This window comes from Pseudomonas sp. HY13-MNA-CIBAN-0226, assembly GCF_040310305.1.
Taxonomy (GTDB): domain Bacteria; phylum Pseudomonadota; class Gammaproteobacteria; order Pseudomonadales; family Pseudomonadaceae; genus Aquipseudomonas; species Aquipseudomonas gregormendelii.
Window position 1 is genome coordinate 250,928 of record NZ_JBEOPS010000002.1, and the last position, 14,801, is coordinate 265,728.

The window sequence follows — 14,801 nt, forward strand, 5'->3', positions numbered from 1 at the left end:
TTGAGCGATGAACCAGCGCGCGATTGGGTTATGCCGCGCGGATGAACTGGAGGAAGGGCAGGCGCGCGGGTTTGATCCATGGCAGTGCGGCAAGGACAGCGTGTTCGCCGTGCGGCATCAGGGACAGCTGCGGGTTTATCGCAACAGTTGTCCGCATCTGGACGTGCGCATGGAGTACCGCAAAGACCGCTTTCTCAGTGCCGACGGCCAGTTGATCGTGTGTTACGCCCACGGCGCGCAGTTTCTTCCGCAGACCGGCGAATGCGTCTACGGACCGTGCCTGGGCCAGAAACTGGAGGCACTAGCGTGCAGTGTGGAGGAGGGCTGGCTGGTGTTGAAAACACCAGGCTGCACAGCGTAGCGGGGACAGATCGAGGTATCGCGTACGGCGATACATCGCATCCTTACTCGCGATTAGTCAAATCCCTGGTTTGCCGGGAAGCTGGACCCAACGACGCAGTGCCCGACGCTGCATCGAATCACAAGAATAAGAAGTGAGAATGCCATGAGTGCAGTGAACAACGTTCTGATCGTGGGCGGTGGTATAGGCGGTTTGTGTACGGCCATCGCGCTGCGCCGCAAAGGGATTGCCGTGGATTTGATCGAACTCAAATCCGAGTGGACGGTGTACGGCGTCGGGATTATCCAGCAGAGCAACGTGGTCCGCGAGATGGCCAAGTTGGGGGTGCTGGACGGCTACCTCGATGCGGCTTTTGCTTTCGAAGATGTGGCCATCTACGGCCCGGCCGGCCAGCAGCTGGCGCGCATTCCGGGCCAGCGCCTGGCGGGGCCGCAATACCCGGCCAACGTTGGTATCTCGCGCCTAGCGCTGCACAAGGTGCTCAGTGAAACCGCCCTTGAGCTTGGCGCCAAGGTGCGCCTGGGGCTCAGCGTGGAGTCCCTGGAGGATCAGGGTGACCACGTAGAGGTGCTGTTTACCGACGACAGTCGCGGGGTTTATGACCTGGTAGTCGGCGCCGACGGCCTGTTCTCCAAGGTGCGCCAGCTGGTGTTTGGCGACACCTACACGCCGCGTTTTACCGGTCAGGCGGTGTGGCGCTACAACTTTCCGCGCGACCCGCAGATCGATCACCTGGCCAACTACCAGAGTGCCGCCGGCAATGCCGGGCTGGTGCCGCTGGCGGGCAACCTGATGTACATGTTCCTGACCTCTCACGAGCCGTCCAATCCATGGATGGCGCCCGCCACCATGGCCGAGCAGATGCGTGAGCGCCTCAAGGGTTTCACCGGGCTGATCGGCGAGCTGCGCGAGCAGATCACCGACAGCAGCCAGGTGGTCTACAAACCCATGGAAGTGGTCTTCGTCAACGAGCCCTGGTATCGCGGTCGAGTGCTGCTGATCGGTGACGCTGCCCACGCCACCACGCCGCACCTGGGCCAGGGCGCGGGCATGGCGATCGAAGACGCCATCGTGCTCAGTGAAGAGCTGACCACCGATGCAGGCGTCGAGCAGCAGCTGCAGCGCTTCATGCAACGCCGGTTCGAGCGCTGCAAGTACATCAGCGAAAGCTCGGTGCTGGCCGGCGACAAAGAGATGCAGCACGACCGCGAGTTCGATCGCATCGGCCTGGTCAAGCAGATGCTCTCGCGAACGGCCGAGCCGATCTGATTCCATCCAGCCGTTCTTCCACAGCAGTTACCACTATAAAAACAAGAGGTTAACGCGATGGTTAGTTCCAAGACTGCGGCGCTCGCGCGCCGCCAGGTCAGCTCGTCTGCACCCTTTGGTTTCAGTTTGGCCGCGGCCCTGGTGCTGTGCAGCCAGGCGGCGCATGCCTTTCAGGTCGACACCGGCAATCCCGATTTCAAATTGCGCTGGGATAATACGGTCAAGTACAGCGCAGCATGGCGCACCCAGAACCCCAGCAGCAAGCTGACCCAAGGCCAGGTTGCGCTCAATCAGGACGATGGCGACCGGGCGTTCAACAAGGGCCTGATCTCCAACCGGACCGACATTCTTTCCGAGCTGGACCTGTCCTTCCAGAGTTTCGGCGCACGGTTGAGTGGCGCGGCGTGGTACGACACCGAGTACCAGCACGACAATGACAACGATGACCCGGCGCGTGCCAACCAGCGCTCGGTAGCGTACGACGAGTTCACCGATGACACCCGGCACCTGCATGGCGGCGACGGCGAATTGCTCGATGCGTTTGTGTACTGGAACGGCGAAGTCGCCGAGCGCGCCACCTCCGTGCGGGCCGGTCGTCACGGGCTGATCTGGGGTGAGAGCCTGTTCTTCGGCGCCAACGGTATTGCCGGCGGTATGGCCCCGGTGGACGTGGTGAAAGCGCAGTCGGTGCCCAACACCCAGTTCAAGGAAATCACCCGCCCGGTCAACCAGCTGTCGGGGACTTTCCAGCTGACCGACGACGTGTCGCTCGGCGCCTTCTACCAGCTCGAATGGGAGCAGACGCGCCTGCCCGGAGCCGGCAGCTACTTCTCCACCAGTGACACCATTGGCGAAGGCAATGAACGCCTGATCGTCGGCGCGCCGTTCCCCGCATTCCTGGGTGGGAATCCCAGCAGTCCGGCGGCGTTTTTCCACGGCAATGACAAGGAAGCGCGCAGTTCGGGGCAGGGCGGCCTGCAGTTGAAATACAGCGCCGAAACCGTTGAATACGGCCTGTACGCGATCCAGTACCACGACAAGACGCCCAAGCTGTATCTCAAGCCATCCACCGGCGCACCGAATTTCGCCACCGGGCAAATCGGTGAGTACTACTGGGTCTACCCCGAAGATATTCGCGCCCTGGGGGCGAGTTTCTCCACCACCATGGATGAATACAGCTTCGCCGGTGAAGCGTCGATGCGCTGGAACATGCCGCTGGTGTCCAACGGGCAAACCGTGCTGCCGGGTGTGGTGGCTGACAACGATGACGACGCGCTGTACGCCGTTGGACGCACCGCCCACGTCAACCTCAACGTGCTGGCTTCGTTCGGGCCGAACTTCCTGGCGCGGGAGTCGGGGTTTGTCGGCGAAATCGCCTGGAATCGCCTGCTCAATGTCACGAAAAACCGCGCCGCCCTGGACCCGAATGCCACGGATGACGGGCTTGGATTCAAGATGGTCTACACCCCGACCTATCGCCAACTGTTCTCCGGCATCGATATCAGCATTCCGCTGGGCGTCAGCTACTTCCCCCTGGGCAAGTCGGCGGTGGTCAGCTCGTTTGGCCCGGACAACGGCGGCGACATCAACATCGGCATCACCGCCACTTACCTGGATCGCGTCACTGCGGGTCTGACCTACACGCATTACTACGGCGCCGAGGACACCAACCTCAATGCGCTCAGCCAGTTCAATTACAAGCAATCGCTGAAGGATCGGGATTACCTGGCCTTTTCCGTCAAGACCACGTTTTAAGAGGACTTGCGCATGACCTCCAACAAAAACAATCCGGCATTCAAGCTCAAGGCCCTGTGTTTCGCGCTGCTTGGCAGCCTGGCTATCTGCAGCCAGTGCGCCGTGGCCGCCACGGCCGATGAAGCGGCCAAATTGGGCACGACCCTGACGCCCATGGGTGCAGAACGGGCCGGCAACGCCGATGGCACCATTCCGGCCTGGGACGGCGGTTACACCAAGGTCGATCCTTCGTACAAACCCGGTGGTAAACGCAGCGATCCCTTTGCCGCGGACAAACCGGTGTTCAGCATCACCTCCAAGAACCTTGCGCAATACGCCGGCAAGCTCACCGACGGCACCAAGGAAATGTTCAAGCGTTTCCCCGACACCTATCGCGTCGACGTCTACCCGACTCGCCGGTCGGCAGCAGCCCCGCAGTGGGTGTATGACAACACGCTGAAAAATGCGACCCGCGCCAAGCTGGTACAGAGCAGCGCCGGGCCGGTGCCTGAAGGCGCTTTTGGCGGCATCCCGTTCCCTGTGCCACACAACGGCGCAGAGGCCATGTGGAACCACTTGCTCAACTGGCGCGGCACCTCGTTGTCGATGCATTTTCGTCACTACCTGATGACCGCCGACGGCAAGCAGGTGATGACCACCGACGGCCAGGCGATCCAGGAGATGCCGTACTACTACCAGGACGGTTCGCCTGAAACTTTCGCCGGCGACTATTGGCTGTTTCGCCTGCTCAACGTCGGGCCACCGTTGCGTGCCGGCGAGCAAATCATGGGGCGCACCAACATCAACGGCGACAAGTCCCAGGCCCACGTCTACCTGACGGGCCAGCGTCGGGTGCGCAAGCTGCCCAATGCCTGCTGCGATACGCCGACACCGGCGACTGCCGGGGTCATGTCGTTCGACGAACTGAGCGTGTTCCAGGGCCGCATGGACCGTTTTGACTGGAAGCTGGTGGGCAAGCAGGAGATGTACATCCCCTACAACACCAACAAGGTACAAACCGCAGCCAAACCGGAGGACCTGTTTCTTGCTCACCACATGAACCCCGACTTCGTGCGCTGGGAACTGCACCGGGTGTGGGTGGTTGAAGCCGATCTGGCACCGGGCAAGCGTCACCAGTTGCCCAAGGGCCGCTATTACCTCGATGAAGACACCTGGCAAGCGATGCTGGGCGATCGCTGGGACGCCAATGGCCAACTGGCCAAGACGCTTTGGTCGCTGCCCGCCGTGCTCCCGGATTTGCCGGCGCAGGCGCAACTGTCCTCGGGTTTCTACGACCTGACCTCCGGCGCCTGGTTCATCCAGAACGTCTACACCGGCCTGCCGCAACAGTACGGCTTGGTGGATCGCTACAAGGCTTCGGAGTTTTCGCCAGCGGCAATGGCGGGTGCCGGGGTTCGCTGAGTCAGACCGGATCACGGTGGGGTCAACCGTGATCCGGTTCACAGGTTTTTCGAGGTCAGTGATGAATAGAATCGGTAGGTTGATGTGCCTTCTGGCGCTGCCGTGTCTGTGTCCGTTGGGCCAGGTGCAGGCCGCTACGGTGGGCGACACCTTGAGCACCCCGGCGATGCGTTCGCCCCAGGCACAGCACGCCGTGCTGTTGGACCTGGCCCGGGCGGGCGAGCGCCTGGTGGCGGTCGGCGAGCGGGGCATCGTGCTGCTTTCCGATGACAACGGCGGCAGCTGGCGTCAGGCCGAAGTACCGGTCTCGGTGAGCCTCACGGCGGTGCAGTTCGCCGATACCAGTAACGGCTGGGCGGTAGGGCATGCCGGTGTCGTGCTGGTTTCCCATGACGGTGGCGAGCACTGGGCGGTGCAACTGGACGGGCGCCGTGCCGCGCAACTTGAGGTGCGAGCGGCCCGCGACGACCTGCCCGGTGCAACCGACCAGGACGCCGCTGCTGCAAGAGTGCAAACGGCAGAACGCCTGGTGAGTGACGGGCCGGACAAACCGTTCCTGGCCCTCAATGTCGTCGATCAACAGCACGTCGTGATCGTCGGCGCCTATGGCCTGGCTTTTGCGACTCGTGACGGTGGGCGCAGCTGGCAGTCGCTGGTCGGCCACATCGACAATCCGATGGGCGCGCACCTCTACGCCATTGCACGCCAGGGCGAGCGCTGGCTGATCGCCGGGGAGCAGGGTTACCTGGCGCGCTCGGACGATGGCGGCAACACCTTCGCCGCCCTGGACAGCCCGTACCCCGGGAGTTTTTTCGCCCTGCAAATCAGCCAGGACGGCACTGCGCTGGCGGCCGGGCTCAAGGGTAACGCGTTCATCTCGACCGACTTCGGCGACAGCTTCCAACCTGCGCCCGCGCCAATGCCGGTTTCTTTCAGCGATGCGATTCGCACCGCCGATGGCCAGTTGCTGCTGGTGAATCAGGGCGGCGCGCTGTTTCGCACCGGTGCCCGGCCAGGTGCGCCGCTGGTGCCTTATGGCAAGCCACTGGGCAAACCGGTCGCCAGCGTGGTCCAGGCTGCTGACGGCAGCCTGGTGCTGGCAGGTTTCACCGGTTTGACTCGCGTATCGCCACCATCTGCCATTGCTTCGGAGTGAGGTTATGAAGTCTTTCGACAACGCCACGGCAAGCCTGGCGAATTTCGATCCGCGCTCCGGCTCGATGGTGGAACGCGCCTTGTTCAACCATCGGTTGTGGGTGCTGCTGGTGTGTGTGGTCACCACGCTGGTCTTGGGTTATCAGGCCACGCGTATCGAGTTGAACGCCAGCTTCGAAAAAATGATCCCGACCGAGCAGCCGTACATTGCCAATTACCTTGAGCACCAGAAACAGCTCAGTGGCCTGGGCAATGCGCTGCGCATCGTCGTGGCCAACCGTCAGGGCGATATCTACAACGCCGAGTACCTCAAGACCCTGCAGGCCTTGAGCGACAAGCTCTACCTGCTGCCAGGTGTCGACCGTGCGTACATGAAGTCCTTATGGACGCCGGCCACTCGCTGGGTGGCGGTCACTGAGGACGGCCTGGATGGCGGGCCAGTGATTCCTGATGACTACAGTGGCACGCAAGCCAACCTTGAAGCACTGCGGCGCAACGTGCAGCGCTCCAATGAACTGGGGCAACTGGTGGCCCTGGACCAGACCTCCAGCATCATTTACGTGCCCTTGTTGGCCAACACCAGCGACGGTCAGGCGCTCAATTACTCGACCCTGTCCGAGCAGCTGGAGTCGCTGCGCAGCACTTACCAAAGCGATAGCATCGACATCCATATCACCGGTTTCGCGAAAAAAGTCGGCGACCTGATTGCCGGCCTGAAGCAGATTTTGCTGTTCTTTGCCGTCGCCATCCTCATCACCACTGCCGTGTTGTTCTGGTACACCCGCTGCCTGCGCAGCACCTTGCTGGTGGTGTTGTGCTCCCTGGTGGCGGTGGTCTGGCAGCTAGGCTTGCTGCCGCTGCTGAACTACCAGTTGGACCCTTACTCGGTGCTGGTGCCGTTTCTGGTGTTCGCCATCGGCATGAGCCATGGCGCGCAGAAAATGAACGGGATCATGCAGGACATCGGCCGCGGCATGCACCGGGTGGTGGCGGCGCGGTTCACCTTTCGACGCCTGTTCCTGGCAGGGCTGACCGCGCTGCTGTGCGATGCGGTGGGGTTTGCGGTGCTGATGCTGATCAAGATCCAGGTCATCCAGGACCTGGCGGTAATCGCCAGCATCGGCGTGGCCGTGCTGATCTTCACCAACCTGATCCTGCTACCGGTGTTGCTGTCGTATGTCGGCGTCACGCCCCGGGCGGCGCAGCTGAGCCTCAAAAGTGAACAAGCCGAACAGGCTGGCCAGCGTCGCCATGCCTTCTGGCGCTTTCTCGACCTGTTCACCCGGCGCCGCTGGGCGACCCTGTGCATCGCCATCAGCCTGGCCCTGGCAGCAGTGGGTTTTCTGGTCAGCCTGCAGCTGAAGATTGGCGACCTTGATGCAGGTGCGCCGGAGCTGCGGGCCGACTCGCGGTACAACCAGGACGACGCCTTTCTCACCCGGCACTACGGCGCCAGCAGTGATCTGTTTGCAGTCATGGTGAAAACGCCCGCCGGCCAATGTGCGCGCTACGACATCCTCGCCAAGGTCGATGCCCTGGACTGGCAATTGCGCGCGTTGCCAGGGGTGGATTCGACCAACTCGCTGGCCTTGCTCAACCGCCGCATGCTGGTGGGCCTGAGTGAAGGCAGCCCGAAGTGGTATGAGCTGCAGAACAACCAGGCGATGCTCAACATGATCACCGCCAGCGCGCCCCGTGGCCTGTACAACGAAGACTGCAGCCTGCTGACCCTGTATGCCTACCTCACCGACCACAAGGCGGAGACGCTCACGCGCCTGGTTGAGCATGTGGAGGCATTTGCCGCCGCCAATAACACCGATGAGGTGCAGTTCCTGCTGGCCGCAGGTAACGCCGGCATCGAGGCCGCCACCAATATCGTGGTCAAGCAGGCCAATCGCGAAATGCTGTTCTGGGTGTACGGCGCGGTGATCGTGTTGTGCCTGATTACCTTCCGCTCCTGGCGTGCGACGGTGTGCGCGGTGATCCCGTTGATGGTGACCTCGATTCTCTGCGAGGCGTTGATGGTCTGGCTGAACATCGGCGTCAAGGTCGCCACGTTGCCTGTGATCGCCTTGGGTGTCGGCATTGGCGTGGACTACGCGTTGTATGTGATGAGCATTCTGCTGGGTCACCTGCGCCAGGGCGCGAGCTTGTCCGAAGCCTATTACCGGGCACTGGTTTCCACCGGCAAGGTGGTGATGTTGACCGGTATCACCCTGGCCATTGGCGTGGCCACCTGGATTTTTTCCCCGATCAAGTTCCAGGCCGACATGGGCGTGCTGTTGGCCTTCATGTTTGTCTGGAACATGGTGGGGGCCCTGGTGTTGTTGCCGGCGCTGGCGTACTTCCTGTTGCCCGCGCGCAGCGCTGCGGCCACAGCTGGCGTGCCGGTGAGTAAGAGCGCCGCGAAACTTCCAGTGGCTGACGTTAATCACCTGCGCGCCGAGGAGCCTTGCCATGGTCGCTGAACATTGTGTCTCCAACAGCCCTCGGCACGCCGGCTTGCCGCAATCCTTGCTCCTGCTGCTGGGCAGCTGCCTGCCCGTATTGGGGGCGGTGTTGCTGGCCCCGGTGCTGCCGCGCATGCAGGCGCACTTTGCCGACGTGGCGGGCAGCGCTGTCATGGTGCCGATCGTGCTGACGTTGCCGGCGCTGATGATCGCCCTGTTGGCACCGTTTGCCGGCCTGCTCGCTGACCGCCTGGGGCGCAAGCCACTGCTGTTGGTCAGTATGGCGCTGTACGTGATATGCGGGGTGCTGCCGCTGTGGCTCGAGTCGTTGCCCGCCATTGTGGCCAGTCGCGCCGGTATCGGCCTGGCCGAAGCGGGCATCATGACCTGCTGCACCACGCTGATGGGCGACTACTACAGCGGGGCCAGGCGCGAGCGCCTGTTTGCCTTGCAGATGGTCGCCACGTCGCTGTCCGCTGCGGTGTTTATCGCCCTGGGTGGCTTCCTCGGGCAGAACGATTGGCGCACCCCATTCGCGCTGTATGCCGTGGGCTTGATCTTTCTGCCGTTGATGGCGTGGAAACTCTGGGAGCCCCAAGCTCAAGCCCAACCCCTGGCGCGCACCGAGCAAGCCCAGGCGAGCATCGTCCCGGGCAAGTTCCCATGGCGTGCCCTCACGCCCATGTATGCCCTGGCGCTGCTGGCCGGTCTCAGCCTGTTTATCGTACCGGTACAGGCCGGGTATCTGCTCAACCTGCTGCACGTCGACGCCCCGCAGCAAATCGGCATGACCATGGGCGCCAATCAGCTGGGCGTACTGGTCGGTGCGCTGAGCTTTCGTTTATTCAGCGGCGTGCGCAGCCAGCATTTGCTGCTGATTGCCTATGTGCTGGCGGGTGTCGGCGGCTTGCTGATGGCGAACGCCGGCAGCCATGCGCAGGTGGTGGTGGCGGTGCTGGTCAATGGCCTGGGAATCGGCCTGATGCTGCCCACCCTCATCACCTGGATCATGGCCCAGGTCGGGTTTGATCAACGTGGCCGCGCGGCCGGCTGTTTTACCGCGGCAATTTTCGCCGGTGAATTCATCAGCCCGTTGGCGGTGCTGGGCATTACCGCTGGCGACAGCTCAGCGTTACCCCTGGCACTGGCCATCGTCGGTTGGCTGCAGATTCTGATCGCGCTGTTTTGCCTGGCGGTGCCCAGGTTGGGTGGCCTGTTGGCCAGCGCCAACGCGGACGTGCGCAACACCATTGGCAACGGCCATTGAACGAGGATTTTCCATGCAAGCGCTTCCCCACTTCAAACGCGTGGTCACCGGCCACGCAGCAGACGGCCAGGCCATCGTGGTCAGCAACGGGCCTACGCCCAGTGTCTTCCCGCTGCTGGCCGTGCCCGGCACGGTGTTTCATGAACTGTGGAACAGCAGCGCCAGCCCGGCGTTGCTGGATAACGCCGACGACCCCACGAGCAAGCCGCTGCAACTGAGTCCCGACCCGCACGGCAGCGTGATCCGCGTGGTAGACATCCCGCCGGACAGCGTGCAGAACCAGGTCAGCGATGAAAACGCGGCGGCAGTGTTTGCCGAAATCGGTGAGTCCCACGCAGGCACTGGCCAGGCCAATGCCCGGCACAAACTGATGCACCGCACCGAAACCCTCGACTACGGCATCGTGACCGAGGGGGAGGTGTGGCTGGTGCTGGACGAGGAAGAAGTGCACCTCAAGCGCGGCGATGTCGTGGTGCAACGAGGCACCAACCACGCCTGGAGCAACCGTACCAACGCCATGGCTCGCATGGTCTTCATTCTTCTTGACGGGCGCTTCGCTGCAGAACTGCGCAACGGCCCGGAGGCTTCTGCATGAGACTCGCCACCCTGAAAAACGGCAGCCGCGACGGGCAACTGGTTGTGGTCTCGCAGGATCACCAATGGGCACTGGACGCCAGCTGCGTCGCGCACACCTTGCAGCAGGCCATGGAGAACTGGGACAGCGTCGAACCCCGCCTGCAGGCGCTGGCCCGTCAGCTTGAGCAAGGTGAACGCAGTACCGCGGTCGCCTTCGACCCCGCCCAGGCCATGGCGCCGCTGCCCCGCGCCTACCAGTGGTGCGACGGCTCGGCGTTCCTGAGCCACGGCGAGCTGATGCAGAAGGCGTTCAACCTCGAGCCCATCGACGGCGCCGACCGCACGCCCCTGATGTACCAGGGGGCCGGTGACGATTTCATTGGCGGGCGCGACGATATTCCGTTGCCGAGCGAGAGCCAGGGTATCGACTTCGAAGGCGAGTTTGTGGTGCTGGTGGACGATGTGCCGATGGGGTGCGGGGCGGGTCAGGCGCTTACGCATGTAAAGCTGATTCTGCAGATCAACGATGTCAGCCTGCGGGCCCTGGCCCCACGGGAAATGCGCACTGGTTTCGGCTTTCTGCAGGCCAAGCCGTCCTCCAGCTTCGCGCCACTGGCCATTACCCCGGACGAGCTGGGTGAGGCCTGGTGCGAGGGTCGCGTACAGCTGCCGCTGCACGTGCTGTGGAACGGCCAGTGGTTTGGCCACCCCCACGGCGGACAGATGAACTTCAACTTCGGCGAGTTGATCGCCCATGCCGCACTCACTCGACGGCTGCGCGCCGGCACGCTGATCGGCTCGGGGACGGTATCCAATGCCGAGCGCAGTGCCGGTTCGGCCTGCATTGCCGAGCGTCGCGCGATCGAGATGATCGAGCACGGCGCTGCGCGAACCGGCTTCATGCGCTTTGGTGACCGCGTGCGCATGGACGTCCTGGGAAGTGAAGGTCAGTCGTTGTTCGGTGCGATCGACCAGCGCGTCATTGAAGCCCAGGGTTGAGGAGCGCCATATGCGTGTGTTGATTACCGGAGCCAATGGCTTCGTCGGCCGCGAGCTGGTGCGTTGCCTGCTGGCGCGGGGCAGTCTGCGGGGGCGGGTCATCCGTTCCCTGTTGGTGCTGGATACCGATCTGCAGGGCTTGCCGGATGATTCGCGGCTGCGCCGTCATGTCGGCAGTATCACGCAAGCGGCGTTGATCCGCCGTGTGCTGGCCGACGGCATCGATGTGGTGTTTCACCTGGCGAGCATTCCGGGTGGGGCGGCGGAAGATCAGTACGAGTTGGGCTATCAGGTCAACCTGCTGGCGAGTCTGGAGTTGCTCAACCAGCTGCGCAACAAGGCCGTGCCGCCGGTGCTGGTGTATGCCAGCAGTGTCGCGGTGTACGGCGGCCATTTGCCGGCAAAGATGAACGAGCAGGCCGAGTTGCGCCCGCAATTGTCCTACGGCACGCATAAGGCGATGGTCGAGCGTGTGGTCAGCGACCTCGGCCGGCGTGGCGAAGTGGACGGTCGGGTGCTGCGCCTGCCCGGAATCGTGGCGCGCCCGCGGGAGCCCAACGGTTTGCGCTCGGCGTTCATGAGCGATCTGCTGCGCGCATTTGCCGACGGTGCAGCCTACGAGTGTCCGGTATCGCCCGAGGCGACGGCCTGGTGGATGTCGGCCCGTTGTTGCGTGAACAACCTGATCCACGCGGCCGAAATCGATGGCCCGTTGCTGAGTCAGCGGGTGTGGCAGTTACCGGTGTTGCACCTGTCCATCGCCCAGGTGGTTGACGCCCTGGCGGCCAGTTATGGGCAAGAACGCCGCGAACTTGTTTCCTACGCCGCCGACGCCCGGCTGGAAGCTTTATTCGGGCGCCTGCCGCCGCTGAAAACCCCGCTCGCCCGTGCTGCCGGTTTCAACCATGACGGCAACGCAGCAGCGCTCATTCGCAATTCCCTCAATCCAGCGCCTCCCAGGCACTTACCGCTCACCGGAGAGACCCTTCATGAAGCCTGAACGTCGCCTCGTCGACCTGTCGGTCACCCTCGACAACAATCCCTACACCGATCCGCCTCCGCTATTGCCCAGGATCGACTACATGGACCATCAACAGGGTTGGCCGGAAATGGCTGCCATGTTCCCCGGATTGCAACTGGAGCAGATGCCCGGCAACGAATCCTGGGCGGCAGAGCGCCTGCAAATCACCACGCACAGCGGCACGCACATGGATGCGCCCTGGCATTACGCATCCACCACCGATGGCGGCCAACCGGCATTTGGCATCGACGAATTACCCCTGGACTGGTGCCTGCAACCGGGTGTGAAGCTGGACTTTCGGCACATGGCCGATGGGCATGTGGTGACGGCCGACGAGGTCGCCGCCGAACTGGCGCGCATTGAGCACTTGCTGCAGCCGCTGGATATCGTGCTGGTCAATACCCGCGCCGGTGCACTGTTCGGCCAGCCGGGTTACCTGGATGCCGGCATCGGCATGGGGCGCGAGGCCACCTTGTATTTGCTGGAGCGCGGAGTGCGGGTGGTCGGCACCGATGCCTGGAGCTGGGATGCGCCGTTCAAATACACTCGCGAGCGCTTCGCAGCCGACGGCGACGCGGCCATCATCTGGGAAGGGCACAAGGCCGGGCGAGACATCGGTTACGGGCAAATGGAAAAACTCGCCAACCTGGAAACCCTGCCGAACAAGGGTTTTGTGGTGTCTTGCTTCCCCTACAAGATCCGGCACGCCTCGGCAGGATTCGTGCGGGCGGTGGCGATTTTCGAAGAGTAAGCCGCGGTATCAATCAACGTTGGTCAAACACGATAAGAGAGGATTTATGGGTCTTTTGCGGATGCCGCCGGCGGCACTTTTTTGCGCGCTGTCACTGGGTAGCGGCCTGGCCATGGCGGCCACGGGTGAGGCAAGGCAACCCAATATCCTGCTGATTCTGGCCGACGACCTGGGTTATTCCGACCTGGGCAGTTATGGCGGCGATATCCAGACCCCGACGCTGGATCAGTTGGCCAGTCAAGGCCTGCAGTTCACCAGCATGTACGCCGCGCCGACCTGTTCGATCACGCGCTCCATGCTCATGTCGGGCACCGATAACCACCTGGCCGGGCTCGGTACCATGGCCGAAGCCCTGCAACCGTTCCAACGGGGCAAGCCAGGCTACGAGGGCTACCTGAACCAGCGGGCGTATTCGGTTGCCGAATTGCTCAAGACCGGCGGCTACAACACGCTGATGGTCGGCAAATGGCACCTGGGTCTGGAAGCGGATCAGGGCCCGGACCAGCGCGGCTTCGAGCAATCTTTCACCTTGTTGGAGGGCGGCGCGACGCACTTCAAGCCTGCGACGACCAACCCAGGCAAAATCGAGCAGGTGCATTACCGTGAAAATGGCCAGCCAGTGGAGCTGCCGGCGAACTTCTATTCCACGGACTTCTACACCGACAAGCTGATCAGCTACCTGCAAAACAGCCAGAAGGACGGCAAGCCGTTTTTCGCCTACGCCGCCTACACCGCGCCACACTGGCCGTTGCAAGCGCCTAAAGAGTACCTGGACAAATACCGCGGACGTTTTGACCAAGGCTACGACAGTGTCCGCCTGTCGCGTCTGGAGCGTATGAAAAAACTCGGTGTGCTCGCCAGTGAGGTCCAGCCAGCACCGCCGCTACCGGTCAACCCGAAGCTGCCGGGGTGGGACCAGTTGACCCCGGAACAACAGAAGGTCGAAGCGCGCAAGATGGAAATCTACGCCGCCATGGTCGATAACCTCGATCACAACATTGGTCGCCTGGTGCAATACCTGCGTCAAAGCGGCCAGTACGACAACACCCTGATCGTGTTCATGTCCGACAACGGCGCGGCAGCGGAGAATCACGCGCAGTTTTATCCGCCTGGAGCGCACACCGATAACAGCTTCGCCAACCTGGGGCAGCCGGGCTCGCAGATTGACTACGGCCTGCGTTGGGCTGAAGTCAGTGCCGCTCCGTTTCACCTGTTCAAAGGCACCACCGCCGAAGGAGGCATCAGTGTTCCGGCAATTGTCCAGTTGCCCAAGGGCCTGGCCCGCCAGGGAATCGAGCGCGGTGTGGCGCGGGTGGACGACCTGGCGCCGACCTTCCTGGCGCTGGCGGGCATCGCGCTGCCGGAGCAGGCAGAGGCGAGCAGGCATCCGATCACTGGCAAGTCACTGGTGCCCATGCTCGCGGGCAAGGGCAGCCCTCACCTCAACGATAACCTGGCAGGCGAACTGTTCGGCAATGCTTACTACCGCGAAGGCAACTTGAAGTTATTGGGTATGCGGCCCCAGGCAGGTTTCGGCGACAACCGGCTACCACCGCAATGGCAACTGTTCGATGTGGCTAAGGATCGCGGCGAAACCACGGACCTGGCGGCCAGCCAACCCGAGACGGTGCAGCGTCTGAAGGCGGCCTGGTTGCAGTATGCCGAGCGCGTGGGAGTCGTATTCGCACCGCGATAGTGGCGAAAGATTCGTCGCTGGGTTGAAGCGCTGGAGTACTTCCAGGACCGGGAAAGGTCGAACTTGAGCGCAAAGCGAATAAATCGGTTGAAAAAAACTC

The 14,801-nt window shown here is 62.7% G+C and carries 12 protein-coding genes; all 12 read left to right on the forward strand.

Annotated features, from left to right (window positions below):
* Positions 1 to 7 precede the first annotated feature (7 nt).
* The 12 genes from AAEZ05_RS03320 to AAEZ05_RS03375 all read left to right on the forward strand — a co-directional run bounded on the left by AAEZ05_RS03320 (position 8) and on the right by AAEZ05_RS03375 (position 14,701).
* Positions 8 to 361, forward strand: coding sequence for a Rieske (2Fe-2S) protein (locus AAEZ05_RS03320; RefSeq protein ID WP_350646614.1), 354 nt, complete (start codon positions 8 to 10; stop codon positions 359 to 361).
* A 144-nt stretch (positions 362 to 505) separates the two neighbouring features.
* Positions 506 to 1,630: an FAD-dependent oxidoreductase gene (locus tag AAEZ05_RS03325; RefSeq protein WP_045059577.1), complete on the forward strand. Its 1,125-nt coding sequence runs from the start codon at positions 506 to 508 to the stop codon at positions 1,628 to 1,630.
* A gap of 57 nt (positions 1,631 to 1,687) precedes the next feature.
* A complete protein-coding gene (locus tag AAEZ05_RS03330) occupies positions 1,688 to 3,385 on the forward strand; it encodes a DUF1302 domain-containing protein (RefSeq protein ID WP_045059578.1) in 1,698 nt (565 codons plus the stop codon).
* 12 nt (positions 3,386 to 3,397) lie between these two features.
* Positions 3,398 to 4,786: a DUF1329 domain-containing protein gene (locus AAEZ05_RS03335; RefSeq protein WP_350646615.1), complete on the forward strand. Its 1,389-nt coding sequence runs from the start codon at positions 3,398 to 3,400 to the stop codon at positions 4,784 to 4,786.
* A 61-nt stretch (positions 4,787 to 4,847) separates the two neighbouring features.
* Entirely contained in the window at positions 4,848 to 5,942 is a 1,095-nt protein-coding gene (locus AAEZ05_RS03340) for a WD40/YVTN/BNR-like repeat-containing protein (RefSeq protein ID WP_350646616.1), read from the forward strand.
* A 4-nt stretch (positions 5,943 to 5,946) separates the two neighbouring features.
* On the forward strand, positions 5,947 to 8,409 hold the full coding sequence (locus AAEZ05_RS03345) for an efflux RND transporter permease subunit (RefSeq protein WP_350646617.1): 2,463 nt from the start codon (positions 5,947 to 5,949) through the stop codon (positions 8,407 to 8,409).
* On the forward strand, positions 8,399 to 9,658 hold the full coding sequence (locus AAEZ05_RS03350) for an MFS transporter (protein WP_350646618.1): 1,260 nt from the start codon (positions 8,399 to 8,401) through the stop codon (positions 9,656 to 9,658). The genes AAEZ05_RS03345 and AAEZ05_RS03350 overlap by 11 nt, the downstream gene beginning before the upstream one ends.
* 13 nt (positions 9,659 to 9,671) lie before the next feature.
* Positions 9,672 to 10,253: a cupin domain-containing protein gene (locus AAEZ05_RS03355; RefSeq protein ID WP_350646619.1), complete on the forward strand. Its 582-nt coding sequence runs from the start codon at positions 9,672 to 9,674 to the stop codon at positions 10,251 to 10,253.
* Complete coding sequence (locus AAEZ05_RS03360) at positions 10,250 to 11,233, forward strand: fumarylacetoacetate hydrolase family protein (RefSeq protein WP_350646620.1); 984 nt, start codon at positions 10,250 to 10,252, stop codon at positions 11,231 to 11,233. The genes AAEZ05_RS03355 and AAEZ05_RS03360 overlap by 4 nt, the downstream gene beginning before the upstream one ends.
* 10 nt (positions 11,234 to 11,243) lie before the next feature.
* The gene (locus AAEZ05_RS03365) at positions 11,244 to 12,233 is read left to right on the forward strand and encodes an NAD-dependent epimerase/dehydratase family protein (protein ID WP_045059585.1); all 990 of its coding nucleotides are present in this window, start codon (positions 11,244 to 11,246) and stop codon (positions 12,231 to 12,233) included.
* Positions 12,223 to 13,005, forward strand: a complete 783-nt coding sequence (locus AAEZ05_RS03370) for a cyclase family protein (protein ID WP_045059586.1) — start codon at positions 12,223 to 12,225, stop codon at positions 13,003 to 13,005. Before AAEZ05_RS03365 ends, AAEZ05_RS03370 begins: the two co-directional genes overlap by 11 nt.
* A gap of 46 nt (positions 13,006 to 13,051) precedes the next feature.
* Positions 13,052 to 14,701 carry an arylsulfatase gene (locus tag AAEZ05_RS03375; RefSeq protein ID WP_350646621.1) on the forward strand — a complete coding sequence of 550 codons (1,650 nt, stop codon included), beginning with the start codon at positions 13,052 to 13,054 and terminating at the stop codon, positions 14,699 to 14,701.
* The last annotated feature ends 100 nt before the right edge of the window (positions 14,702 to 14,801 follow it).